This is a genomic window from Lysinibacillus sphaericus (assembly GCF_015844675.1).
Classification (GTDB): domain Bacteria; phylum Bacillota; class Bacilli; order Bacillales_A; family Planococcaceae; genus Lysinibacillus; species Lysinibacillus sphaericus_E.
The window spans coordinates 1-23,090 of record NZ_LDGC01000053.1; the positions used below are offsets into that span (position 1 = coordinate 1).

The window sequence follows — 23,090 nt, forward strand, 5'->3', positions numbered from 1 at the left end:
AATAAGCAATACGTAAGATGGCATGAGCAACGGATATTCCAGCTCGTTTTTTACCCTTTCGAGTTGCAGTCCGTCTATATAATGCGCCTAGATAGGTTTTAGATCCTCTGACCGAATGAGCTGCTTCGATTAGAGCCGATTTCAAGTATTTATTGCCTTTTTTCATAGTAGAGGATTTCCTTTTTCCTGCACTTTCATTGTGTCCAGGTACTAGTCCTGCCCAAGAACAGAGATGTGCTGCACTTGGAAATTGCTGTTTTACATCAGTTCCGATTTCAGCTAGGATTTGTTCCGCCATTCGAGTGGCGATCCCTGGAATAGAATCCAATCTTTCGATATCTTCTTGGTGTGTAGAAAGTCGGCAAGCTACTTCTTGATTTAACAATTCAATTTGTACAGTCAGAAAATCAATATGAGTAAGAATGGTTTTAATCATTAGTCGTTGATGTGGTTGGATATAGCCACGAAGTGCGAGTTCAAGTTCTGCTTTTTTCTTTTTCATTGAACGTCTAGCGAAACCAGCCAACTTTTCTGGATCATTTTCACCTTCGGCAATGGCACGAAGCATATCAAGAGAAGAAACTCCCATCACATCTGATACAACAGAACCAAGTTTAATATTCGCACCTTCGAGTACCTTTTGAATGCGGTTATGTTGTCTCGCACGTTCTTCAATCATACTCCGACGATACCGAACTAATTCTCGTAATTCACGTTGGGTGCGATTTGGAATGAAACTAGCTTTTAGTAATCCATGACGAAGTAACTTGGCGATCCATTCCGCATCTTTAACATCAGTCTTACGACCGGGAACCGCTTTGATATGTTGGGCATTCACAACTAAAAATTCGATATTCTCAGCCTCTAGTATGTTTACAATAGGCTTCCAAAATACACCTGTACTTTCCATAGCTACGTGAGTACAACCGTGTTCTTTAATCCAATCGATTAATTGCAATAAAAAAACCGTTTTAGTAGAAAAACTTTGAATCATTTTGCCTTCTGGTGTCATAATACATGCGGTAATCGAATCCTTATGAATATCCATACCACATGCACGTTCAATGATGACTTCCATTAGAAACATCCTTTCTACGGCCAATCAAATTAGAGGCTGGTGCAGCAACCTGAGTAGGATGAATCTCCCATGAGTGCTTCCCGTGAGGGAGCGACAGTCAGTGATACACCGTGGTCGTTGGAGTCAGACTAACGGAAGGGCTCAAGGCACCATAGTTTATCGACCTTCCTCTCCCAGCCGTAGTATACAATACCCGTTCTGAGTACATTTTCATCTTCTGTGGTGTAGCGCTGGTTTTTGCGCTACATGGATGGCTAACGGACCAGGTAGTTCATGAATGAGACTTGAATAGCGAAATTAAAGGGGTGAAATTGGAGATTGGTCAAGTTACCAAGCATTCGGACAAGGAAGGGACTTACTTTTCAAACAAGTACAAAAATGGGACTAAGTATTATTCGATAGAAGGCATTAATACGGATGAAGCGATTGCTACTGAGGAAGATGGAAAGTATCAAAAAGCAATTAGAATGGAAAATATGGAGAAAAGTAATTTTTCTTCTTAAACAAAACGGGTGCTTTTAAGAAGTGAACCATAAAAGAAGCAACAATCTTTGAGAAAACAACCTAAAAATAAGAGCCTTGCTACATAATTGTAGTAAGGCTCTTCAGCTTGTCAGAATCAATAAACAAAGGTTGTTTTTCACTCCGAGTTGGCACATTCCGCCCAAGCTCATCCTGCAGGAGTCGCCACCCTCCTTGAAAAATCAACGGTTCTTCATCATTAGTATGAGATGAGAAGTTGATTATAGCAATGATTAAAATGCCAAGACAAGCCTCACCACGTTGACTTCTGAAGTAAAACAACTAAACTCCATTCGTTGAAATATATACAATCACAAACTATTGTTTACTCTTTTTTTAGATGGAACAAATAGAGTTAAAACAAATGCGAGTATCGCTAAGATTGTCATGAAATAATAAGCATCACTTGAACCTAAAATGGAGGCAAGCGTACGTATACTTTCAGCCGTCGCATTCGGTATTTCTCCTAGCAATATTTTCGCATGATTTGTCGTTTGTGCTGTGAAAATTGTAATGACGACAGCAGATCCAATTGCACCTGCAATTTGTCGTAATGTATTATTCACCGCTGTACCATGTGTGACAAGTGTCTTAGGTAAGGCATTCAAACCAGCTGTGTTCAATGGCATTGTGATAAAACTCAACCCTATACGTAGAAAAATGGTACGTATCATTAGAAAGCTAAATGTTGTTGTTTCTGTTAAATCTGTTACAACCCACATGGAAGGAATGACGAAAATTAAACCGATAATAAATAACGGCTTCGCACCAAAGCGGTCATACATTTTTCCTGTCACTGGAGACATAAAGGCATTTACAAGAGCACCCGGTAATAATAATAAACCAGCATCTAATGCCGTAAACCCTCTTCCATTTTGTAAATATATCGGTAATAAAATCATATCCGCATACATCATCATAGTGACAATAATGTTGATGATGGACGTTAGCGTAAATACTTTATTTTTAAAAACGGATAAGTTAAGAAGTGGATCGGAAGATTTCATTTGTCGAAGACAGAATAATGCAGTGGTCATTATCCCCACAAGTATACTAACTATTACAATGTTATCACCCCAGCCATGGCTACCTGCATTACTAAAACCATACAAAATAAGACCAAAGCCAATTGTTGATAAAATAACACTCACTACATCTAACTTCGTGTTTGCTGTTTCTGAAACATTAATTAAATATTTCATTGCCATGAATATAACGATCACGACAAATGGAATGATTCCGATAAATAACCAACGCCATGAATAATAATCGATAATGAAGCCTGCTAAAGTTGGTGCAATGGCTGGAGCGAAAATCATAGCAAGCCCAATTAGCCCCATCATACTGCCTCTTTTTTCAGGAGGGAAAATAAACATGACAATGCTCATTAGCAATGGCATAATAATTCCTGCTCCAACCGCTTGAATCATACGACCTATTAGTAAGGTTATGAAGTTCGGAGCTACTGCACAAAAAATAGAGCCTACTAATAAAAACAGCATTGAACTTATAAATAATTGGCGTGTTGAAAAACGTTTCATTAAGTATGCGGTAATAGGGACTAGCACCCCATTTACTAACATAAAACCAGTAGCTAACCACTGCACTGTTGTAGCAGAAACGGAAAATACGTCCATTAAATTACTCAATGCAACGTTTAACAGCGTTTGATTAAGAGTAGATAAAAAACACCCGAAAATTAATACTGTTAATAGTACTTTTTTATTTATCGATTCCGACATTACATTCTTCCTCTTTCCACTTGTTTTATTAACACTATGTCAATAAAATAGATAATAACACGTTTATTTTTTGATTCCAATTTACAATTTTTCAAGAAGTGTCAATTAAACAACAAAAGTAAAAATACTATTAATTAAATTTGTATTTAATAGATAAAGGAGAATGAAATTGACCACACACAAAAAGCAGGACCCACGAGCGATTCGCTCTAAACGGGTCTTTAAAGAGGCTGTCGTAGATATATTAATTGAAAACCCAGATATTTCGAAACTAACAGTACAAAAAATAGCCCAACGTGCAGAGCTAAATCGAGCAACTTTTTATTTACATTTTGTCGATATAAATGATTTATTAAAACAAGTAGTTTACGACATTTTCGACGACTTGTTGTCTAAAATGTCTCCAACTTTACAAATTGATAATTTAAATAATCAAGAACAACTAATTACGTTTTTAGATTATTTTTATAAGCATAGGAAAATATTAGCTGTGCTATTTGAGCATCCTGGTTTCATTAAAAAAATGCATATGACATTAAAGGACTTGATTGTCATACAACGTAAAAGTGAAGGTGCTGATAGTACACTATCAATGGATATTCTCGCCTCTTCAATACTGGGGATCCTAATGTGGTGGCTCAGAAATGGGGTTCATTTTAGCTCCGAGTATATAGCAAATCAAATCGTTGAATTATATCGATAAAAAGGTCTCATTTAAAGTACGTGTATTTTGCCCTGCTTTTGCAGAAAATACTTTGCTAAATAAAGATAAAAGTAGCTTTTAAATGAAGTGTCATTTAAAAGCTACTTTACGTTTTTGGCTGAAAGAAATTAAATTAACTTATTGTTATTCCATGTAAATACTGATTGATCTGATGTAAGGAAGGTTTGAGGAAAAATCTCCTGTGCATCTGCTAAAAATTCCGGTAAATCATGTGGTAAAAAGCGTGCACTTAAATGGTTCAGAAGTAAATAGTTTGCGCCTGCTAGTTGAGCTACCTTAGCCGCTTCGACATTTGTAGAGTGTCCATAGCTCGCTGCTAAATCTGTCGTTGTACCATCAAAGGTCGCTTCATGAATAACGATATCTGCTCCATTAGCTAATGAAACAGCCTCTGGACAGTATTTTGTATCACCTAATACCGTGAGCGTAAAGCCTTTTTTCGGCGGAGCAACGACATCTTTTGCATAAACAATAGTGCCATCTGCAAGCTCAATATCTTTCCCAGCTTTTAGTTGTCCTAACATCGGGCCTTTAGGAACACCTAGAGCCTGTGCTTTTTCCATTAACAATTCACCAGGTAAATCTTTTTGTTCAATACGGTAGCCAAAGCATGGAACTACATGTCGCAATTCACTTGCACTTACTGTGAAGTGTTCGTCCTCATAAATAACACCTTCATGGACTTCAACAAATTGTAATGGATATGTTAAATGTGTCTTTGATAAGGCTAAGGTTTGCTCAATCCATTGCTGTAAACCTTGAGGGCCAAATATTGTTAATGGCTCATCCCCACCTTGAAATGAACGAGAGCTTAAAAAGCCAGGTAGTCCAAAAATATGGTCACCATGTAAATGTGTAATGAATATTTTCGTTACTTTACGTGGCTTTAACGATGTGTGCAAAATTTGATGTTGGGTTGCCTCTCCACAATCAAAAAGCCACATTTCCCCCACTTCATCTAAAAGCTTTACCATTAAGGCACTTGTATTTCTTTCCTTTGAAGGCATTCCTGCGCCTGTTCCTAAAAAATGTAGTTGCACATATGCCACCTCACTTCTATTTCTATCGCTTTATTGTACCTTATCGTGCACAATAAGAAAAACCTTTGGTCACTTCAGTCCAAAGGTTTCGTAATTATTTTGGCTCCCATGATACGAGCGCAGCGTGGAAATCATGACGATAATAATAACGCCCATTCTTTTCCTCAATAAACGGCAAAAGCGACTCTTCAACATGTGCTCTATTAAAAGTATCATTCAATATTTTTTTGCTTTGTGTTGTTACAAGCTGCTCATAGCTGTCATATTCATATACTCGTTCTAATGGGATGATTTTGCATTCGGCATAAATATCCATTTCATACAGCAAATTTAAAAATTCTATATAATCTCTTCGTGGAAATTTAATATCGTAGCCATACTTTTCGTATAAAATTTCATAATGGGGTTGAATCGGCCCTGTCGTCATGCCAATAATTGCACGCTTTTTAGCTAGACGATTCATATGGTAAAGTGCTGATTTGATGTCATACATACGATAAAAGCAATTGACCCCGATGACGATATCATGCGCTTCTACTTCATCCTCAGCAAGGTTTTCCCATTTTGCGTGAAGATAAGAAACACGTTGCCTATCTTCCATGCAATTTTCTAAATAGGTAAGGATACTTGCTGAGCTATCTACACAAGTTAGCTTTCGCACATGGTCAGCAAGCGGAAACGTATAATTGCCCCAGCCTGGACCAATTTCCAATACCGATTGCTCGGGTTGAATACTTTTTTTAATTTCTTGAAATATTTTTGCAGCATAAGGATCTGTTTGTCCAGCCTTTTTACGGGAGATGGATTGCGCCCAAAACTGCTCCTCTAATTGATCATTGACCATTCTTTCAGGCATTTGGCCTTGCCAGTCTTTCATACCTTCCTGCCATAACGCCTCATAATCAATGGCTAACGGACCTTTTCTTGTCATACAGGTACCTCTATATTCATAATTTCATATACTTTTTTCATATCAAGATTCGCACGCACATGCTTTGCCAGCATATTGTATGCGTCCTCTCTTCGTTCTGTGTCACTTTTTACATCATTTGGTAAAACAACGAGGCCCTTTTTCACGCGAATGTCGTTAATAAGCTTTCGTGTAAAGGTGCGGTTATGGAATAAGCCGTGGAAATACGTTCCGATTACTAATTCATCTGCACTTACTGCCCCATCTACGCGTCCATCTGCAAGTTGTAAAAATGGCGATACTTCATCACGCAAAATTTTTGTACGTCCTAGATGAATTTCATAACCAGTAAACGTATCCTCCCCTCTTGTTCCTGTCATTTGAACTGTCTTTTTATCGCCAACAAATACAGTTTCCATTGGCAATAATGATAGACCTTGCGCTGACTCGCCATTTCCTTCTACTGCATCTGGATCTAGCAACGTTTCACCAAGCATTTGGAAGCCACCACAAATACCAATAATTTTTGTCCCTCGTGCACGTAAATTAGCAATTGCTTGATCGAAGCCCTGTGCCTTTAACCAAGCTAAATCATCCATTGTACTTTTTGTTCCAGGTAAAATAAGTAAATCTGGAGTACCAAGCTCATTGACATTGCCAATTAAACGTACACCAACCTCTGGCTCATCGAAAAATGGATCAACATCTGTAAAGTTTGAAATGCGCGGCAAGCGAATCATGGCCACATCCACTGCAAACTCTCCGGGCTTAGGCTTTTTAAAGCGTAATGACGATAATGCTAGTGAGTCTTCAGCCTCTATATTGACCTCTACATACGGTACAACTCCAAGGACAGGAATCCCCGTTTCACGTTCTACCCATTCAATGCCATCATCAAGTAACTCACGCATTCCTCTAAATTTATTAATAATCAGCCCTTTTACACGTGCACGTTCTGCATCGTCAAGTAATGCGAGCGTTCCAACAATCGATGCAAACACGCCACCTCGATCGATATCTGCAACTAGCACAACCGCAGCATCTGCTAGATGAGCCATGCGCATATTAGCTATATCACGGTCTTTCAAATTAATTTCTGCCGGGCTTCCTGCACCTTCAAGGACAATGACATCATATGTATTTTGTAAAGTTCGCACTGACTTTTCAACGATTGGCATCGCTTCTTGGACGAATTGATTGCGATAGCTTTTAGCGTCCATATTTAAAAAATGCTTACCATGAACAATCACTTCCGATACCATATCCTGCTTTGGTTTTAGCAATATCGGATTCATATCCGTAGTTGCGACAACACGTGCCGCCTCTGCTTGTACACCCTGTGCACGACCAATTTCCCCGCCATCTTGAGTTACAAATGAATTCAGGGCCATATTTTGCGATTTAAACGGTACTACCTTTAGCCCATCATCAGATAAAATACGGCATAGCGCAGTACAAATCATACTTTTCCCTACATCAGAAGCAGTTCCTTGAATCATGATAGATTTTGCTGGCATAGTCTTTTCCCTCCCTTATTTTTGTTGAAGCGCGGGTGTTCTACTTCCTTCCGCGGGTATTTCACTCCAAAGCGCGGGTATTCTGCTTCCTTCCGCGGGTATTTCACCCCAAAGCGCGGGTATTCTGCTTCCTTCCGCGGGTATTTCACTTCAAAGCGCGAGTATTCTTCCTCGTTCCGCGGGTATTTCACTCCAAAGCGCGGGTATTCCGCCTCGTTCCGCGGATATCCCTCCGACGCCAGTGCATCAATTAAAACTCTAAACCTTTAACTGCTGGTATACCTTCGTCATAATAGTGCTTAGTCGCATCAATTGTTGATACTAAATCGGCCATTTCCACAAGTGCGGGGTTGGCGCTACGTCCGGTTACTACTAAATGCATGGTAGATGGGCGCTGCTGAATGGCTTCAATGACTTCTGCTAATGGGAGCACGTCATCAATTGGGAATTTTGTTATAGCAAGCGCGTTGTTCAGTTCGTCTAGTACGAGTAAATCAACGCTGTCGTCTTGCAGGGCGGCCTTTGTTTTTTCCCATGCCTTTGCTAATGCGGCACGATGCTCCTCGGGTGTTTTTGTCCAAGTAAAGCCGATGCCCATTTGCTCCATTTCTACGCCAAGCTTTCGAAGAGCAATTTGCTCTCCGTATGTGCGCTCGGGTGATTTTATAAATTGCATAAATCGGACATTTAGGCCTCGACCAACTGCGCGTAATGTGACACCTAAGGAAGCTGTTGTTTTGCCCTTTCCTTCACCTGTATAAACTAAAAACAAACCTTTTCTAGCCATTGTTTAAGCCTCCCTTAAAGCCATGTTGTTTTTTCTTCGATTGGGCTTCGTTTCTTGTCTTTAAGCTCTTGCTCTTCTGGATAGCCAATAAAGATTGTTCCTACTACTTTTTGTGATTCATTTGCGCCTATAAATGCATGCATACGCGGGTCATGAACTAGCCCTACACCGCGTGTACGCCATACAAAGCCAAGCCCTAGCTCCTCTGCGGCAAGCCACATAGACATGATGGCACTGCATACGGCAAAGACATTATCTGCTGTTGCATCAGCATCATTTTCTACGATATCTGCTGTAACAACAATAGCCACTGGCGTTGTTTGAACAACCTTTAGCGAGCTTTCTACTAAGTTGGGCTTTGTAGGGAATCGCTCCTGTAAATAAGCATTGGCCATTTCCTCATAGCGTTCCATCGCACCGTCTTGAATAACATAAAAATGCCAAGGCTCACGCATACGGTCATTTGGAGCATATGTGGCAGCTTGTAAAATTTGCTCGATTTTCTCTTTTTCAACAGGCTGTGTCGTGTAATTACGAATCGCTCGACGATTTTTTAAAGCCTCGATTACTGTCATGATGTATTTCCTCCTTATGCGCAAATACGTTTTATTCCTTTATGTAAAGGCAAGCCCTTGCTCCTCAAACCATTGAATTTTCTCGCGTACATTGACAACCTCGCCAACGACAATCATGGACGGGTTATGGTAGCCTTCTCGCTCAATAATAGTAGCTATTTCATCAAGCTGACCTGTAATGGTACGCTGTTGATCTGTTGTTCCCCACTCAATAACGGCGACTGGAGTTGTTGCCTTACGACCATTTTCGATGAGTTTTCGAGAAATATAAGCGATATTGCCGACACTCATATAAAAGGCAACTGTATCGATACCTGTTGCAAGTGCAGGCCAATTTAAAAAATCCTGTCCTTTTTCCTCACGACCGTGCCCTGTTACAAGAGCAAAGCTTGTTGCAAAATCACGGTGTGTTACAGGAATACCAGCATATGCTGGTGCAGCAATGCCTGCTGTAATACCAGGTACAATTTCATATGCAATTCCGTGATTTTTTAAGATTTCCGCTTCCTCTGCACCGCGCCCAAAAACGAATGGATCGCCACCTTTTAAACGTGTGACAATCTTGCCTTCCTGCGCTTTTTCGACAAGTAATGTATGAATCTCATCTTGAATTAAGTGATGCTTACCAGGTAATTTACCACAGTACACAAGTTCAGCATCTTTTTTCGCAAACTCTAGTAATTTCGGGTTCACAAGGCGGTCATATGCAATGACATCCGCCTTTTGAATACATTCGAGCCCGTAAACTGTAATGAGCTTCGGATCTCCTGGTCCAGCTCCAACTAAATACACTTTTCCGTCTTTCATCGCGCTACTCCAATCAGTATTTGTTGTAAAAATGCTTCACGTCTATCAATCTCTCCATTACGTGTCCATTCTAGTAAGCTTGGTTCCAGTAATGCTTGTAAAGCGTTGCGTCTTTCTGGACCTTTTTCAAAGTTCGCAGCAATCATTAAACGTGCTTGTTGCAAGAAGCATACATAGTCATCGTAGACTTCATCAAATTGCTCTTCGAGGTCATCTTTGATTTTACGCGCTAGCGCTGGACTGGCACCTGACGTTGAAACAGTTAACACTAAAGGACCACGGCGCACTGTTGCCGGTGTTATAAAGTCGCTTTCAGCCTGTGCATCAGTACGGTTGATGAGCTGCCAATGTTGGGCCGCTTCTTGGACAGCCTCATTTACGGACGTATCATTTGTTGCCGCAATAATGAGGGATGCATCATCTAAATCACGCGGTTCAAATTCTTTTTCATGCCACGTTATTTGACCGGATTCCGCAAGTGGCACTAATGACTCATCTAGAGTTGGGCTTATAACGACAATATTCGCTTTAGCTGGTAGCAGTGATGCTACCTTCTGTGTTGCTACGTGCCCCCCACCAACAATTACTACGGTTTTATATTCAATATTGATGTGAATAGGAAAATAATTAGTCATGATTTTTCACCTTCTTACAAGCTGTTAACCAATTGTCAACAAGCTTTGGGTTAGATACGAAATGAAAATGGGTGTAGCCAGCTACTAAATTCCCTGCTTGGTAGCCCTCTTGTTTGTTACCAAAGCGTCCCTTCGTTTCATAGGCAGGCGTATCGTGTGAGCCGTTATATTTTGAATAGTGGAATTCATGTCCCTTCGCTTCTTCATCCGTACCAATCAAAAAATTATTTGGTGTGCCAAAAATTTCACGGTAACCGAGAGCTGCTAGCTTTGTTTGCATCGCTACTTCTCCAGGAATAACACCAACCATGTCATAACGGTCACCATTACTATTTGTAATAGCCTCCGTCAAATACATGAAGCCTCCACATTCAGCTAATGTCGGTAGACCTTTGGTAACTGCTTCACGAATAGACTTTTTGACATCCGAATTTTCCGCTAAAATATCTGCAAATTCTTCGGGGAAGCCCCCACCGATATACAATCCGTCTGCATCAGGCGGAACAGGCTCATTCGCAAGTGGTGAGAAAAATTGCAGCTTAGCTCCTTTTGCTCGTAGCAGCGCCAAATTTTCTTCATAATAGAAGTTAAACGCGGCATCCTTGGCTACAGCAATGCAAATATTTTGCGATGGTTGTTCCGCAAATAGTTGCCCTGATTCTTGTAGTACAGGAGCCTTTGTTAATTCAAGCAATAGCTCTAAATCAATCGTCTCTGCCATTACAGAGCCTAGCTTATCAAAAAATGTATCGAGTTCTCCTCGTTCAATCGCTGGCACTAATCCTAAATGGCGACTAGGAATATCAATCCCTTGCTCACGCTTCAAATAGCCGATCACTGGAATACCGCACTCCTGTTCAATGGCAGCCTTCGCAATTTCATAATGGCCAACACTTCCAACTTGGTTGGCAATAACACCGACGATATTCGGTTGATCCGACAACAATTGGAAGCCTTTCACAACTGCCGCTACACTTCGTGCCATACTTGCACAATTAACAATTAAAATAACAGGACTTTCTGTTACAACACTAATGTCTGCTGCTGAGCCAGCATCCGATAACGGACTTTTACCATCATAAAAGCCCATTACTCCTTCAATAATGGAAACATCAGCATCCTTGCTTGCGCGCGCAACAATATCACACACTGCTCCATGTGAAAACATCCAGCTATCGATATTGCGTGATACCCGTCCTGTAACAGCAGTATGATAAGTAGGGTCAATATAATCGGGACCACATTTAAAGCCCTGCACAATTTTGCCCTTTTCTTGTAACGCTTTCATAAGTCCAATGGTAAAAGTTGTTTTACCAACTCCACTGCCAGTACCAGCAAGTACAAAGCGATTTGTTTGCATAGGCTTCCTCCTTAAAATGTTAATCTAGCAACAGAGATAGTAGCATTGCCCGATTTTTTCTTTTCTAGCACAAGCGACTCCACTTCCGCATAACGCATCGCAGCAGGCTCACTCACTCCGTATGCTCCGGTATATTTAAAAACGGTTTCCGAAGGTGATGGGAAATCAATTTCATTTAATTCCGTCGGTGAATATGTAACAAACTCCCAATCGTATTTCTTCGTTATTTCAAGGAAGCATTGCTCGTCCTTCTTTAAATCAATCGTACATAACGCTTTAACGCTTTTTTTCGAAAGCTTCAGCTCTGCAAGGGTTTCATCAATAACTTGCTCAATTTCTTCCACAGATGTCCCGCGATTACAGCCCATGCCAAGCACGACGGATTTTGGTCGATAAATCACACCATTTTCAAGAAGCACTTCTTCCTCTTGTTCAATGATCCGATCAGTAATGAGCAATGTCGCATGTGGTTTCGCTTCAATCGCTGCATATGTTGTCGGATAAATTTTAATTTCCTCTGGCATCGGTGTGTCACGCATCCACCAGTCACGTTCCCCCGTTTCCTGGACGATTGCAACGTGCTCCTCGTTTACAACAGAGGCACTTACAGGTGTCAGTTTATCAGCACTATCCCATACCCAACCAAAACGTGCCCCAAATAAATCAACCGGAATCGTTTTTTGCACATCTGAAGCTGTCGTAATAATTGGATTTGCTCCAAGCGCCGCAGCTACTTCATGCGTCAGCTCATTGGCGCCACCAAGATGTCCCGATAAAACACTAATTACATTTTCACCACGATCATCAATAACAACTACACCTGGATCTGTCTTTTTATCCTTTAAAATCGGTGCTATCATGCGAACAACTGCACCGAGTGAGATGATTAAAATTAAGCCTTTATATTGCTTAAAAAGAGTAGGGAGCAGTAAACGCACAGTACCTGTAAACATTTGTATATGCTTTTCTGCTTCATCCCCCTGCTCAAATTTGCTCATGTAATATAAATCGCTCGCAGCAAAAGTATGCTGCAAGCGACGTCCAATTTGAACACCATGCTTTGTAATGGCGACAACTGCATAAGGATTTCGTTGGTCAACCTCTGGAAAGACACCCTCTTGTAACTCAATCACTAGTCTTCACACCTTTTCTAAAGCCATGTGTGAAAGTAGCATCATATAATTTCGAACGATATTGATCTTTATCATGAATAGTCGGATCTAAAGCCCAGCCAGCTAAAATCATCGCATGCTTACGAATACCGTTCACACGCATTGCTTCATCCAGTTCAATTAATGTTGTACGTACGATTTTTTGATCTGGCCAAGAAGCTCGTTGAATAACAGCTACTGGTGTATCATCAGCCCAGCCAGCACTTTGTAATTCTTTTACTATTTTCTTCGTTAGCGTTGCGCTTAGGAATAATGCGATCGTACAGTGATGACTTGCTAAATCGCGTAGCTTTTCGAATTCTGGTACAGGTGTACGTCCTTCGGCACGCGTTAAAATAAGTGTTTGTGTTAAGTCAGGAATTGTTAATTCTGCCCCGATTGCCGCTGCAGAAGCGAAGACCGAGCTTACACCAGGAATAACCTCATAACCAATGCCTTCTTTTTTTAATAGGGCCACCTGCTCCATGATCGCGCCATACATAGCAGGGTCTCCCGTATGCATACGAGCTACTACTTTACCCGCGTTAACACGATCTACCATGACCGCTACCATTTCCTCTAAATGCATACCTGCTGTACGAATAACCTCTGCATCTGGTCTTGCCTTTGCAATCAGGTCTTCATTCACTAAAGAATCTGTATACATAACAACGTCTGCTGTTTGTAGCATATGTAAGCCTTTAACTGTAATTAAATCTGGATCACCAGGACCCGCGCCAACAATATATATTTTCTTCATTATTTACGCACCACCATTAATGTTAAATATTCTAGATCGACACCGTCTAGTTCGCGTACATCCCAAATGATTTCCTCATCAGATGTTACCTTTGTTACGACTGACGCTTTATCAAGTAAATCTAAATCACGTAGTACTTCAAGCATTAAATCAATAACCTTCGCTACTTTTATGAACACTACTGCATCGTGACTTTCAATCGCTTCACGCATAGCCTCATAGTCATCATGAGCAGGTACAATGGCAACACGGTCATCGCCATCTGCAAGCGCAATTCCAAGTCGTGATGCTGAACCGTTGAACGAAGAAATACCAGGAACTGTTCGAATTTCAACTTCAGGGTGCATGTCCTGCATAAGCTTCATCATATGGATGAACGTACTATATAATAATGGGTCTCCTTCTGTTACGAATGCGACGTCCTTACCTTCTTTTAATTTTTCAAAGACAAGTTGAACTGATTTCGTCCATTCACGTTCTAATACAGCTTCATCCTTTGTCATTGGAAATACTAAACCAAGCATATCCTTTTCTTCTGGGTTAATGTAGACATCTACGATACGATGTGCGTAGCTTTTACTGCCTTTTAGTTTTTTCGGATACGCGATAACAGGCGATTCCTGAATGACACGGAATGCCTTAACTGTAATTAACTCTGGATCGCCAGGGCCTACGCCCAAGCCATATAAAATTCCAAGATTACTCATGATTTTCTTCCTTTCGATATGCAGAAATAATGTAAATCGGATTTAATGGGACAAAACGTGTCATATCTAATATTGGTTTGCTGCGTGCAAGTTGCGCCTGTAATATGTCAACAGCAAAGCCACAAGATTTAAACGCTTCGACAGCCTTATATAAATTTTCAATAGTTGCAGCATTCAATACAATACGTCCGTTTGGCTTTAAACGTGAACAGCATAATTGTAAGAGCTCCACCATTTCTCCTCCTGTACCGCCGATAAATATCGCATCCGGATCAGGGAAGTTTTCAAGTCCTGCTGGCGCTTTACTATGAATAGCTGTAATATCTACACGAAACTTTTGCTGATTTTGCAAGCAATTGTCCAAATCAGGTGCGTTTTTCTCTACGGCAAATATTTGACCGTCTGGCGCAAGCTTACCGGCCTCAATAGCCATCGAACCTGTACATGTACCAACGTCCCAAATGATGCTATCCTTTTGTAGCTGCATTGCTTGTAAACTTAGGACACGAATTTCTTTTTTCGTAATTAGACCTTTATCGGGCTTACGCTGCGAGAATTCTTCATCATCAATACCGAGTGCATAGCGCTTCGGCACTGAAGTTTGCTGTAAAATGACTACATTTAAAGGCGAAAAATCAGCCATTTCTAATTCATCAAGCGAATACCAGCTAAATTTTTCATTTGTGCCCTGTAAATTTTCTGCCACAAATGCACGGTATTCTGTCATGCCAAAATGTTTTAAATAACGTGCCAACTCATTCGGATTATTTTCTGCATCTGTTAGTAGTGCCACTTTCTTTTTACCATCAATACGTTGTGCTAATCCTTTCATGGAGCGTCCATGAATACTTGTGACATACGCATCCTGCCAGCTTTCTCCCATCTTAGAAAAAGCAAGCTGCACTGAGCTCATATATGGATAAACGTCAATGTCCAGCTTTTTCGCTAAATACCCACCGATTCCGTAAAATAATGGATCTCCTGACGCTAAAATAACTGTATTTCTCGTTTCCGCAGACAATCTTTCAACTAGCGCTGAAAGGCCACCTTTAATCACCATTTTTTCACCGGTAAAGTTCGGGAAAAATTCTAAAACACGCTCTCCACCAACAAGCACCTCACAGTCTTCAATCCACTGCACGTATTGTGGTAGTAAGCTTTCTTGTCCGTTATCCCCGATCCCAATCAATTTCATCGATCGATGCAATGTCATCAGCCCTTCCTAGTAATTGTCCCTGCATCGAATAGATCGATGTGGACAGCGTTAAACCGCCTCTAATGTGATGTATAGATGAATAGCAGCACGCCTCACATAAACGGTTGAAAAATGCATCATAACCTTTTTCTGCCATAATTTCACCGACTTGTGAAGCAGTGTTAGCCTCTCGTACCTCGGCTACGGTTTCTTCATCTGCCCCTATATCTACTGCTAATTGAGCTAAAAAATTAAAATCGATAGGAGCACTTTTGGAGTGCACCATCATGACACCTTGTGCCACTTTCGAGAATTTCCCCATCATCCCAACAAGCGATACTTTCTTCATACCAAGTCGCTTACAATGCTTTAATGTAAAGCCAACAAAATCGCCCATCTCAATGAACGCTTCCTCTGGCAAATCAGGGTATTGTGCCATTGCATACTTTTCACTACGTCCACCTGTCGTGACAACTAAATGCTCACAACCAGCCTCTTTTGCAACACTAATCGCTTGGACGATACTGGCCATATACGCTGAACTCGAAAAAGGCACGACGGTTCCCCTTGTGCCTAAAATAGAGATGCCTCCAATAATACCAAGGCGCCCATTTAACGTTTTTTTAGCAATTTCCTCACCTTCAGGGACGGAAATAACTACGTTAACGCCTCGTTTAATTTGAAATTCATCAAGTACGCCTTGTACAGTACTATGAATCATCTTTCGCGGCACAGGATTGATGGCTGCTTCTCCGACAGGTACTGGTAAGCCGGGCTTTGTTACGCGCCCGACACCAATTCCACCGTCAAGATGAATACCTGGTAGATCCGCCCAGCTTACTGTGCCCACAATGAGTGCTTTATGGGTTGCATCTGGGTCATCACCAGCATCTTTAATCGTTTCACAAATTACAGCATCGTTTTGAAATGTACATTTTTCTATCGTAAAGGTTGCATCTCGCCCAATCGGTAAATGAATGGTACTTGTTTCTTGCTCTTCATTTGTAATTAAGGCGAGTAATGCAGCCTTCGTTACTGCAGTTGCACAGGATCCCGTTGTATAACCGTGACGCATGTCTTTAGGATCTTTTTTAGGCTTCCGCTCCATTATTTTTTCGCCTGTTCATCCGCTAAAAGTGAGACAGCATTCAATGCAGCAACCGTCACTGTACTACCGCCTTTACGACCAACATTTGTAATGTATGGAATACCTTCTAGCTTTAATAGCTCTTCCTTCGATTCAGCAGCAGAAACGAAGCCAACTGGCATACCGATAATTAAATCTGGTTTCGCTAAACCTTCTTTAATTAAACGAATTAATTCAAGCAATGCTGTAGGTGCATTACCGATTGCATAAATACCACCTTCATGTAATTTAGCAGCCTTTTGCATAGAGATAATCGCACGCGTAGTGTTTTGTTTTTTCGCTTCAATTGAAACGTCTTCATCTGCAATATAGCAGTGTAAATCGCCACCATGCTTTTGAAAGCGTTTTTTCCCTGAACCACTTTCGATCATTTGCACATCTGCAATGACATGGCGACCTGCAAGAATTGATTTAATACCTGCTTCAATCGCTCCTGGTGTAATAATAACGCTACGTCCTAGTTCAAAGTCAGCAGAAGCGTGAATGATGCGGCGTACAATTTTCCACTCATCCTCTGAGAAATTATGCTCGCCCATTTCCTCTGCAATAATTGAGAAACTGTAATCGTAAATTTTATCTGGGTCTACTGTTAATGGTTTGAAATCTGTTTTAAAGTCCATTTGAATTGCCTCCTAAAATGTGTTTTGTACAGCTTGTAATACATCTTCAAATGTAGAATATTGCTGTCCGTATTTGATATTTGGTCTTGCAATTAAAATCGTTTCAATGCCACAAGCAAGGGCAGCGTCTAGCTTTTCATCCACCGAGCCAACCTTGCCGCTTTCTTTCGTAATCATCAATGTCACATCATATTGACGAAAGAGGGCTTCGTTTAATTCCTTTGAAAATGGGCCCTGTATCGCAACAATATCTCTTTGTGCCACACCAAGTGCTTCACATTTTTCCATATTATCGAGTCGAGGAAGCATGCGCGCGATCACTCTCGTATTTTCTAAGCCATGTAATATCTTTGTAAAGGTCGCTAGTGTTTTACTGCCCGTCGTTAGCATGATAACACCACGTTTTTCAGCTGCTAAGTGGGCAGCCTCCTCGTAATCTTTCACAACCGTAATAAGTGGATGTGCATATTGCTCGTGGGCACGTTCATAGCGTATATACGGTACATTTGCTTGTTCGGCTGCCGCCATCGCATTTTTTGAAGCTTCTTCAGCAAATGGATGAGAGGCATCTACAACTAAACGGTATCCTTGCTCCGTAATAATCGTCGCCATTTCCTCAGCCGTTAATCGACCGATTAAATGGGGTAGGCCCACTTCTGCAAGGCTTGAGGCTGCTGAATCAGTAACGACTGTTGCTGTCACAGCGTAACCTGCTGACTGTAATTCAAGTGCTAGATTCCTTGCATCGCTCGTCCCTGCTAACATGAAAATCATTTTACCTGCTCCTCTTCATGGTGATGGTGATGATGATGGTCATGATCATGGTCGTGATGGTGATGATGATGCGCATGTCCATGCACTGCCGCATAAGCACGATAATTTTCTAAATCTTGCATACCTGTTGATGTACCATTTACAGCTTGCTCAATACGCTCTAATAGCACATTTTGTAAACGCTCATGATAGCCAAAATAGTTGGCAATTTGAATATCACAGTCAGCATATTTTTCGTTTAATTGCTTGCGCATGCCATTCATACGTTCCATTAAGATACCCGTGAATAAAAAGTACGGTAGCATAATGATTTTTTTAGCACCTAGCTTCACACAGCGCTCTATACCTTCTTCAACACGAGGGTCCGTGACACCCATAAAGGCACTTTCTACATACTGAACCGGGAGTTTTTCCCATAACAGGCGTGTAATTTTATAAAAATCACCATTTGCATATGGGTCACTGCCGCCACGTGCAATTAATAAAACGGCAGTATCCTTATGTTCTTCTTCAGCATTAAAGCCGATTTCTGCTAAACGATCTTCTAAAATCGCAAATATTTCTTCATGGATACCGATTGTTTGACCATATGTGAACGTAATATTTGGATAATGCTCACGCGCATGTTCGATTTCTGCTGGAATATGCATTTTTGAATGTCCAGCATGAAGAAGAATAATCGGAATAACATGCACCTCTGTAGCGCCCTTCTTCACACAGTTCGTAATACCTTCTTCAATGTTCGGCGATGCAAACTCTAAAAAACATGTTTCTACTAAAAAACGCTCATCAATACGAGGTTTCATTTGCTCGATAAACGTGCGTACCTCTTCATTTCCTGCTTCTAAACGGCTCCCGTGGCCGACAAATAAAATTGCTTTCATCTCATTACCCCTCACTAGTCGCCGCATGGAGCTGGCTCAACTTTTATTTTTGAAGACATATCCTGATACGTAAAATGTAGGATCTTTTTCACACGCTTGAAATATTTAAACAAACGTTCATTTGGATGTGCATTTGCTTTATATTCTTCGATAATGTCGGTAATAAGCGGTATTAGCTGCTCAGGCTCTAATCCCTCAACAACAGGCTGAGCCGCATGTGCTGTCCGACCAACAGGCTTGGCACCAATAAAAACATCGAATTTACTTTTACGATAAACAATGCCAATATCATCAAATACAGCTCGATAACACGCCATACCACAGCCATTAAAGCCAATATTCAATGTTTTCGGTAATGACATGCCACCAAGCTTTTCTTGAATCTCTTCCGCATATGGAATCGAATCCGTTTTTTCTCCGTAACAGAAATCACAAGCCTTTAACGAAAGTACGTCACCAATTGGTGTTAGTAAAAAGCCCACTTCACGTAGCTTTGCTGTAATCTCACCGGGCTCAGACGTAGGAATTTTCAAATGAATTTGGTGGTCTGGTGTATACTCCATCGTTCCTTCCTCACCAACTACCTCAGCTAATGTCATCATTTGTTGAGGAGTAAAAAACTTATTGGCTACCCCAGGACTAACAGCTAATTCAAAAACCGATTCGATTTTTTGTTGCACGAGCTTAGGTGTTACATTCACAGCACTAGTTCCCTTCACCTTTGCCAGAGCTGCTGTTGCCATTTCAAGCGATGATTTTTTAGGCTTTGGTTGTGGTGTTATAGCTAAACTAGGCTTTATACGATTGGCATTCGGATCTGTTGCAAAATCATTTCGCGCTGCCCCAGTTTCTTGATTCATTGCCCATGGTTCATTTTCTTCCTTCAGTCGTTGATGTGGTCGTAACGGCTGTTTTTCTTCTCCAAGTGTATATTTACGCTGATAACCACGTGGTGTAATCATTTTATTGTCATAGAAAAATGTTGTTGAATTCCCGATAATAACTGTTGTTAACATACCGATATCATGCTCAAGCATTTCTGCTAAAGTCGTCATCGTAATTTCCTGACGGTCACGATACGCGCTTTTCACAAGTCCAACCGGTGTATCTGGCGAACGATATTCTAATAAAATTCGTTGAGCCTCTACGATTTGTCTCGTACGACGTCCACTTTTTGGGTTATAAAGCGCAATAACAAAATCCGCCATTGCCGCTGATTCTACCCGCTTAGCAATTAAATTCCAAGGTGTTAAATGGTCACTTAAACTAATGGTACAAGCGTCGTGCATAATAGGAGCACCTAGTAAACTTGCACACGAATTAATAGCAGAAATACCTGGAACAATTTCTACTTCGATACCAGTGGCTTCCGTCCAGCCTAGCTCGATTAATACTTCATACACTAATCCTGCCATTCCATAAACACCGGCATCACCGCTAGAAATAACCGATACGATACTTCCAGCCTCTGCTTGACGTACCGCTTCCTGTGCACGTGAAACTTCCTCTGTCATACCAGTACTAATAATCGACTTTGCACTAACTAAATCTTGAATAAGCTCAACATAGGTTTTATAACCAATAATCATATGACTTTGTTGTAGTGCCTCTACAGCACGAGTCGTAATATGTTTAAAGTCTCCAGGGCCAAAGCCAACTACGAAAATCTTACCTTTTTGCGCCATTTTGTTACCCCTCTTTCACCTTTTCAATACCTTTAATGGCTGTTGTTTGTGCTGTACGCTGTAAAGATCCTTCACTCAAAGTAAAGACATGCTCATTATGTAAAGATTCATGATTTAAATCATGTACGAGTGCCTTCGCATGCTCTGTTGTCGGCACACGGTACCAATTCCCTTGAGGATAAGCAATGACAACACAAGCATCTTTACACCTACCATTACAGCGAGTCCTTGTCGTATGTATTTCCTTATCAAGTTCCAGCACCTGTATTTCATCACGAATTGCCTGAGTAATGTCCTCAGCATCTTTTTTCATACAGCTACTACCATTGCATATAAAAAGATGTGTTTTCATCCCCTCTAAATTCCAAGTTGTCATAGTTTTTCTCCCTTCATTTTCTTTTAGGAAAAAGAAAAACCTTTACTCTAGACGAAGAGTAAAGGTTTAGTAGAAGCCCAAAAAAACGAATATATACAGGTACTCGCTCTCGCTTCAACTTCTCCCTCCGAAAAGTTTGCATCATTATCACATAAGCAGGTTTCCTGACTTAAGCTTCCTTTTACTTTCGCGCCTTCCTAGTTTTCACTAGTGGCATCCGCGATTTCATCAGCTATTACAGTAGCGGGGGCTGTATCGGATTCACACCGATTTCCCTATTATCTTGAAAATATTCAAGCACTTATGGATGGTTTATATGAAATTATTGTTTTAACTTCTTTCAGCAAGTCTCCCACCTATATGGTGGTGAGATGAATGCGAGTTTAAGTTATTCTTCAGCAATTGTCCAAACATCCGCTGAAAGAAGTTAAAGCCTCCGGCGGATGTCAAGAAATCGGAAAGGAGTTCTTTGTGCAAGCACAATGCCGATTCCGGATGCAATTATGCCAAGGCATAATTGATTGTGATTAAAATTAAAAACTGTTTCTATCATAGCTTATTTTTTAAAAATTTCAATATTTCTTTCTAAATTTGTGACATTTTCAGTAATTTTTAAAAGAAAAATATGACATTCTTTTTCTATTTATCTAAATTTTCGACATAGACACTCAATTAAAAATTTTTTCATAAAAAGTATAGCATATATATGGAAAATCATGTTACACTTTGTCGTGAAATCACAACTTCATCTTTTTTCGGTGCGAATTGTTCATCATTTCGCTTAAAAGGGAAGCCGGTTTAAGTCCGGCGCGGTCCCGCCACTGTAATAGGGAGTTTTATAGATTATGTCACTGTCCAAAGGATGGGAAGGCCTATAAAACGTTGAACTAAAGCCAGGAGACCTGCCGAAAAATATGTGATCGTTTGAACCTACGAGGATAGGTGTGCGGCTGAGCAAATTAGAATGTTATTTGCATTTTTAGCTATGCACTTTTCCACACTTCGGGGAAGTGCTTTTTTATTTCCACATCGCATACTATTCGAACTATTTTAATGTGAGGAGGAAAGGTTTTGAAATTCTCAGGTTGGAAGCTTAGTTATTTCTTATTGGCTTTTTTATTCGTGCCAGATCGTGCATTTGCGATGCACATTATGGAGGGCTTTTTGCCAATTGAATGGGCGATTTTTTGGTGGGTCTTATCCATTCCATTTATTATTTTAGGATTACGTTCTATTCGTAAAACTATTGATGAAAACCCTGAAACAAAAATGATTTTAGGCCTATCTGGTGCCTTTGCCTTTGTACTATCAGCTTTAAAAATCCCTTCTGTAACAGGTAGTTGTTCACATCCGACAGGGGTTGGACTTGGGACAGTTCTTTTTGGACCATTAGCGATGAGCGTTATCGGGACAATCGTATTATTATTCCAATCTTTACTTTTAGCACATGGTGGGCTGACAACTTTAGGTGCTAATGCCTTTTCTATGGCAATTGCTGGTCCTATTATTGCTTATTATGTTTTTCAGGGCTCTCAAAAAATGGGGCTATCATTTTCAGTAGCTGTCTTTTTAGCAGCAATGCTTGGTGACTTAGGTACATATATTGTCACTTCTGTACAATTAGCTCTTGCCTTCCCTTCTGAGGTCGGAGGCTTTATGGCTTCATTCACAAAGTTTGCTAGTATTTTTGCGTTCACGCAAATCCCTCTTGCTGTTAGTGAAGGCATTTTAACAGTGGTCGTTATGAACTTCTTAAAAAAATACAATGTGAGTGAATTAAAAGCTTTACGCGTTTTCTCGGCAAAGGAGGCTCACTAACATGAAAAAGAATTTACTGCTCTTAGCAATTGTTGTGTTGTTAGCAATCATCCCCCTCTTCATTCAAAAAGGCGCAGATTTTGAAGGTGCTGATGGCGAAGCGGAGGCAGCAATCGGTGAGATAGATGCTACCTACGAGCCTTGGTTTGAAAGCTTATGGGAGCCACCAAGTGGTGAAATAGAAAGCTTATTATTCGCACTCCAAGCTGCTATTGGAGCCGGATTTATTGGCTATTTCATCGGCTTAATGCGCGGTAAACATAAAGAGGGTTAAGC

24 protein-coding genes and 2 riboswitches are annotated in these 23,090 nt (G+C 40.7%); of the genes, 4 read left to right on the top strand and 20 right to left on the bottom strand.

What is annotated here, in order from left to right; all coding sequences use genetic code 11:
- The coding region (locus tag ABE34_RS13735) for an IS110 family transposase (RefSeq protein WP_197140306.1) at positions 1-1,078 on the bottom strand (1,078 nt) is incomplete at its 3' end.
- A 311-nt stretch (positions 1,079-1,389) separates the two neighbouring features.
- Between ABE34_RS13735 and ABE34_RS13740 the strand changes: the two genes are divergently transcribed.
- On the top strand, positions 1,390-1,581 hold the full coding sequence (locus ABE34_RS13740) for a hypothetical protein (protein WP_197229856.1): 192 nt from the start codon (positions 1,390-1,392) through the stop codon (positions 1,579-1,581).
- Between the two features lie 330 nt (positions 1,582-1,911).
- Here the strand turns inward: ABE34_RS13740 and ABE34_RS13745 are convergent, their stop codons facing one another.
- Positions 1,912-3,342, bottom strand: a complete 1,431-nt coding sequence (locus tag ABE34_RS13745; protein WP_197143121.1) for a DHA2 family efflux MFS transporter permease subunit — start codon at positions 3,340-3,342, stop codon at positions 1,912-1,914.
- Positions 3,343-3,511: 169 nt separating this feature from the next.
- Here ABE34_RS13745 and ABE34_RS13750 point away from each other — a divergent pair, with 169 nt between their 5' ends.
- The gene (locus ABE34_RS13750; RefSeq protein ID WP_241756707.1) at positions 3,512-4,045 is read left to right on the top strand and encodes a TetR/AcrR family transcriptional regulator; all 534 of its coding nucleotides are present in this window, start codon (positions 3,512-3,514) and stop codon (positions 4,043-4,045) included.
- A gap of 128 nt (positions 4,046-4,173) precedes the next feature.
- Here the strand turns inward: ABE34_RS13750 and rnz are convergent, their stop codons facing one another.
- From rnz to ABE34_RS13840, 18 genes are all read right to left on the bottom strand, one after another.
- Entirely contained in the window at positions 4,174-5,106 is a 933-nt protein-coding gene (gene rnz / locus ABE34_RS13755; RefSeq protein ID WP_197143123.1) for a ribonuclease Z, read from the bottom strand.
- 94 nt (positions 5,107-5,200) lie between these two features.
- On the bottom strand, positions 5,201-6,037 hold the full coding sequence (locus ABE34_RS13760; protein ID WP_197143124.1) for a class I SAM-dependent methyltransferase: 837 nt from the start codon (positions 6,035-6,037) through the stop codon (positions 5,201-5,203).
- The gene (locus ABE34_RS13765) at positions 6,034-7,533 is read right to left on the bottom strand and encodes a cobyric acid synthase (protein WP_197143125.1); all 1,500 of its coding nucleotides are present in this window, start codon (positions 7,531-7,533) and stop codon (positions 6,034-6,036) included. Before ABE34_RS13765 ends, ABE34_RS13760 begins: the two co-directional genes overlap by 4 nt.
- A gap of 250 nt (positions 7,534-7,783) precedes the next feature.
- A complete protein-coding gene (locus ABE34_RS13770) occupies positions 7,784-8,320 on the bottom strand; it encodes a cob(I)yrinic acid a,c-diamide adenosyltransferase (protein ID WP_197143126.1) in 537 nt (178 codons plus the stop codon).
- 14 nt (positions 8,321-8,334) lie between these two features.
- The gene (locus ABE34_RS13775; protein ID WP_197143127.1) at positions 8,335-8,895 is read right to left on the bottom strand and encodes a nitroreductase family protein; all 561 of its coding nucleotides are present in this window, start codon (positions 8,893-8,895) and stop codon (positions 8,335-8,337) included.
- A gap of 39 nt (positions 8,896-8,934) precedes the next feature.
- Positions 8,935-9,702, bottom strand: a complete 768-nt coding sequence (gene cobA / locus ABE34_RS13780) for a uroporphyrinogen-III C-methyltransferase (RefSeq protein ID WP_197143128.1) — start codon at positions 9,700-9,702, stop codon at positions 8,935-8,937.
- Complete coding sequence (locus tag ABE34_RS13785) at positions 9,699-10,337, bottom strand: precorrin-2 dehydrogenase/sirohydrochlorin ferrochelatase family protein (protein ID WP_197143129.1); 639 nt, start codon at positions 10,335-10,337, stop codon at positions 9,699-9,701. Before ABE34_RS13785 ends, cobA begins: the two co-directional genes overlap by 4 nt.
- Positions 10,330-11,697 (bottom strand): cobyrinate a,c-diamide synthase, encoded by a 1,368-nt coding sequence (locus ABE34_RS13790; RefSeq protein WP_197143130.1) that lies wholly within the window; start codon positions 11,695-11,697, stop codon positions 10,330-10,332. Before ABE34_RS13790 ends, ABE34_RS13785 begins: the two co-directional genes overlap by 8 nt.
- An 11-nt stretch (positions 11,698-11,708) precedes the next feature.
- Positions 11,709-12,830 (bottom strand): cobalamin biosynthesis protein, encoded by a 1,122-nt coding sequence (locus ABE34_RS13795; RefSeq protein ID WP_197143131.1) that lies wholly within the window; start codon positions 12,828-12,830, stop codon positions 11,709-11,711.
- The gene (gene cobM, locus ABE34_RS13800; protein ID WP_197143132.1) at positions 12,823-13,608 is read right to left on the bottom strand and encodes a precorrin-4 C(11)-methyltransferase; all 786 of its coding nucleotides are present in this window, start codon (positions 13,606-13,608) and stop codon (positions 12,823-12,825) included. Before cobM ends, ABE34_RS13795 begins: the two co-directional genes overlap by 8 nt.
- The gene (cobI, locus tag ABE34_RS13805; RefSeq protein WP_197143133.1) at positions 13,608-14,315 is read right to left on the bottom strand and encodes a precorrin-2 C(20)-methyltransferase; all 708 of its coding nucleotides are present in this window, start codon (positions 14,313-14,315) and stop codon (positions 13,608-13,610) included. Before cobI ends, cobM begins: the two co-directional genes overlap by 1 nt.
- Positions 14,308-15,528, bottom strand: coding sequence for a precorrin-6y C5,15-methyltransferase (decarboxylating) subunit CbiE (gene cbiE, locus ABE34_RS13810; RefSeq protein WP_197143134.1), 1,221 nt, complete (start codon positions 15,526-15,528; stop codon positions 14,308-14,310). Before cbiE ends, cobI begins: the two co-directional genes overlap by 8 nt.
- Positions 15,485-16,618: a cobalt-precorrin-5B (C(1))-methyltransferase gene (locus ABE34_RS13815; RefSeq protein WP_197143135.1), complete on the bottom strand. Its 1,134-nt coding sequence runs from the start codon at positions 16,616-16,618 to the stop codon at positions 15,485-15,487. The genes cbiE and ABE34_RS13815 overlap by 44 nt, the downstream gene beginning before the upstream one ends.
- Positions 16,618-17,277 (bottom strand): precorrin-8X methylmutase, encoded by a 660-nt coding sequence (locus ABE34_RS13820; RefSeq protein ID WP_197143136.1) that lies wholly within the window; start codon positions 17,275-17,277, stop codon positions 16,618-16,620. The genes ABE34_RS13815 and ABE34_RS13820 overlap by 1 nt, the downstream gene beginning before the upstream one ends.
- A 12-nt stretch (positions 17,278-17,289) precedes the next feature.
- On the bottom strand, positions 17,290-18,051 hold the full coding sequence (gene cobK, locus ABE34_RS13825; protein WP_197143137.1) for a precorrin-6A reductase: 762 nt from the start codon (positions 18,049-18,051) through the stop codon (positions 17,290-17,292).
- Complete coding sequence (locus ABE34_RS13830; protein WP_197143138.1) at positions 18,048-18,935, bottom strand: sirohydrochlorin chelatase; 888 nt, start codon at positions 18,933-18,935, stop codon at positions 18,048-18,050. The genes cobK and ABE34_RS13830 overlap by 4 nt, the downstream gene beginning before the upstream one ends.
- Positions 18,936-18,949: 14 nt before the next feature.
- Positions 18,950-20,620 carry a precorrin-3B C(17)-methyltransferase gene (gene cobJ, locus ABE34_RS13835; RefSeq protein WP_197143139.1) on the bottom strand — a complete coding sequence of 557 codons (1,671 nt, stop codon included), beginning with the start codon at positions 20,618-20,620 and terminating at the stop codon, positions 18,950-18,952.
- Positions 20,621-20,624: 4 nt separating this feature from the next.
- A complete protein-coding gene (locus ABE34_RS13840) occupies positions 20,625-20,996 on the bottom strand; it encodes a (2Fe-2S) ferredoxin domain-containing protein (protein WP_197143140.1) in 372 nt (123 codons plus the stop codon).
- A gap of 136 nt (positions 20,997-21,132) precedes the next feature.
- Positions 21,133-21,316, bottom strand: a riboswitch (cobalamin riboswitch).
- Positions 21,317-21,735: 419 nt separating this feature from the next.
- Positions 21,736-21,920: riboswitch (cobalamin riboswitch) on the top strand.
- A gap of 147 nt (positions 21,921-22,067) precedes the next feature.
- Here ABE34_RS13840 and ABE34_RS13845 point away from each other — a divergent pair.
- Both ABE34_RS13845 and ABE34_RS13850 read left to right on the top strand, forming a co-directional pair.
- Positions 22,068-22,814, top strand: coding sequence for an energy-coupling factor ABC transporter permease (locus tag ABE34_RS13845; RefSeq protein WP_197143141.1), 747 nt, complete (start codon positions 22,068-22,070; stop codon positions 22,812-22,814).
- Position 22,815: 1 nt separating this feature from the next.
- Positions 22,816-23,088 (top strand): energy-coupling factor ABC transporter substrate-binding protein, encoded by a 273-nt coding sequence (locus tag ABE34_RS13850; protein WP_197143142.1) that lies wholly within the window; start codon positions 22,816-22,818, stop codon positions 23,086-23,088.
- Positions 23,089-23,090: the final 2 nt, after the last annotated feature.

What these genes read in the sequence shown, in the direction of transcription:
- ABE34_RS13830 (WP_197143138.1), bottom strand. Translation starts at nt 18,935, where the DNA reads ATGAAAGCAATTTTATTTGTCGGCCACGGGAGCCGTTTAGAAGCAGGA.
- ABE34_RS13785 (WP_197143129.1), bottom strand. Translation starts at nt 10,337, where the DNA reads ATGACTAATTATTTTCCTATTCACATCAATATTGAATATAAAACCGTA.
- ABE34_RS13765 (WP_197143125.1), bottom strand. Translation starts at nt 7,533, where the DNA reads ATGCCAGCAAAATCTATCATGATTCAAGGAACTGCTTCTGATGTAGGG.
- ABE34_RS13775 (WP_197143127.1), bottom strand. Translation starts at nt 8,895, where the DNA reads ATGACAGTAATCGAGGCTTTAAAAAATCGTCGAGCGATTCGTAATTAC.
- ABE34_RS13850 (WP_197143142.1), top strand. Translation starts at nt 22,816, where the DNA reads ATGAAAAAGAATTTACTGCTCTTAGCAATTGTTGTGTTGTTAGCAATC.
- ABE34_RS13840 (WP_197143140.1), bottom strand. Translation starts at nt 20,996, where the DNA reads ATGACAACTTGGAATTTAGAGGGGATGAAAACACATCTTTTTATATGC.
- cobM (WP_197143132.1), bottom strand. Translation starts at nt 13,608, where the DNA reads ATGAAGAAAATATATATTGTTGGCGCGGGTCCTGGTGATCCAGATTTA.
- cobK (WP_197143137.1), bottom strand. Translation starts at nt 18,051, where the DNA reads ATGATTTTCATGTTAGCAGGGACGAGCGATGCAAGGAATCTAGCACTT.
- cobI (WP_197143133.1), bottom strand. Translation starts at nt 14,315, where the DNA reads ATGAGTAATCTTGGAATTTTATATGGCTTGGGCGTAGGCCCTGGCGAT.
- ABE34_RS13745 (WP_197143121.1), bottom strand. Translation starts at nt 3,342, where the DNA reads ATGTCGGAATCGATAAATAAAAAAGTACTATTAACAGTATTAATTTTC.
- ABE34_RS13770 (WP_197143126.1), bottom strand. Translation starts at nt 8,320, where the DNA reads ATGGCTAGAAAAGGTTTGTTTTTAGTTTATACAGGTGAAGGAAAGGGC.
- ABE34_RS13760 (WP_197143124.1), bottom strand. Translation starts at nt 6,037, where the DNA reads ATGACAAGAAAAGGTCCGTTAGCCATTGATTATGAGGCGTTATGGCAG.
- ABE34_RS13820 (WP_197143136.1), bottom strand. Translation starts at nt 17,277, where the DNA reads ATGGACTTTAAAACAGATTTCAAACCATTAACAGTAGACCCAGATAAA.
- ABE34_RS13815 (WP_197143135.1), bottom strand. Translation starts at nt 16,618, where the DNA reads ATGGAGCGGAAGCCTAAAAAAGATCCTAAAGACATGCGTCACGGTTAT.
- cobJ (WP_197143139.1), bottom strand. Translation starts at nt 20,620, where the DNA reads ATGGCGCAAAAAGGTAAGATTTTCGTAGTTGGCTTTGGCCCTGGAGAC.
- cbiE (WP_197143134.1), bottom strand. Translation starts at nt 15,528, where the DNA reads ATGACATTGCATCGATCGATGAAATTGATTGGGATCGGGGATAACGGA.
- ABE34_RS13790 (WP_197143130.1), bottom strand. Translation starts at nt 11,697, where the DNA reads ATGCAAACAAATCGCTTTGTACTTGCTGGTACTGGCAGTGGAGTTGGT.
- cobA (WP_197143128.1), bottom strand. Translation starts at nt 9,702, where the DNA reads ATGAAAGACGGAAAAGTGTATTTAGTTGGAGCTGGACCAGGAGATCCG.